At 81.9% G+C, this 652-nt stretch carries 1 pseudogene; it reads right to left on the bottom strand.

From position 1 onward, the window contains the following. Nucleotides 1–652, bottom strand: a pseudogene (locus tag JNW98_RS35675) (serine protease); the annotation flags it as partial.

A 652-nucleotide genomic window follows, 5' to 3' on the forward strand; every position in this document is an offset into this window, starting at 1 on the left:
CCGCGCAGCGGGGGCCGGCGGGCGGCGGCCAGGCGGACGGCGATGCGCAGGCAGACGAGGTCGAGGTGGGCGGCGAAGACCTCCCACCGGTCGGGCGCGGGGGCGCCCTCCGGCCGGTCCGCGCCGTCCGGGAGGGCGGCGTGCACCTCGGCGAGCAGCCGGAGGGCGAGCGGATGCCCGGCGTCCGCGGGGGCGAGCCCGCCGGCCGGGACGCCGTAGGAGGCGCGGGCACGCTCGGCGAGCTCGGGGGTGAGGTCGGTGAGCCGGACGCAGGCGGGCAGCGAGGGCGGCGGCGCGGCGGTGAGGGCCGGGGCGCCGCTGACGAGGGCGGTGGCCGGCGAGTGCAGGGCGGCCGGCGGGAAGAGGGCACCGGCCGTCTCCCAGTGCTCGGGGCGGCAGGCGACGACCAGCCGGGTGCCGGTCCGCTCCAGCCAGCGGGCGGTCGCGGCGGTCCAGGAGGGCAGCGCGTGGGCGAGCAGCGGCGGCATCTCCTCGGGCCCGTCGAGGAGGACGAGCAGCGGCCGGCCGACCCGGTGGGCGAGCCGGGCGACGGCCTCCGGGGTGGCCGTGGATGTGTCGCCGACGGTGCCCTGGGCGCCCGCCGAGGCGGTGACGATGCGGCCGGCGGCCTGCAGCGCGCGGGCGACGGCGT

Origin of the sequence: Streptomyces huiliensis, assembly GCF_020037025.1 — a bacterium.
Lineage (GTDB): Bacteria > Actinomycetota > Actinomycetes > Streptomycetales > Streptomycetaceae > Streptomyces > Streptomyces huiliensis.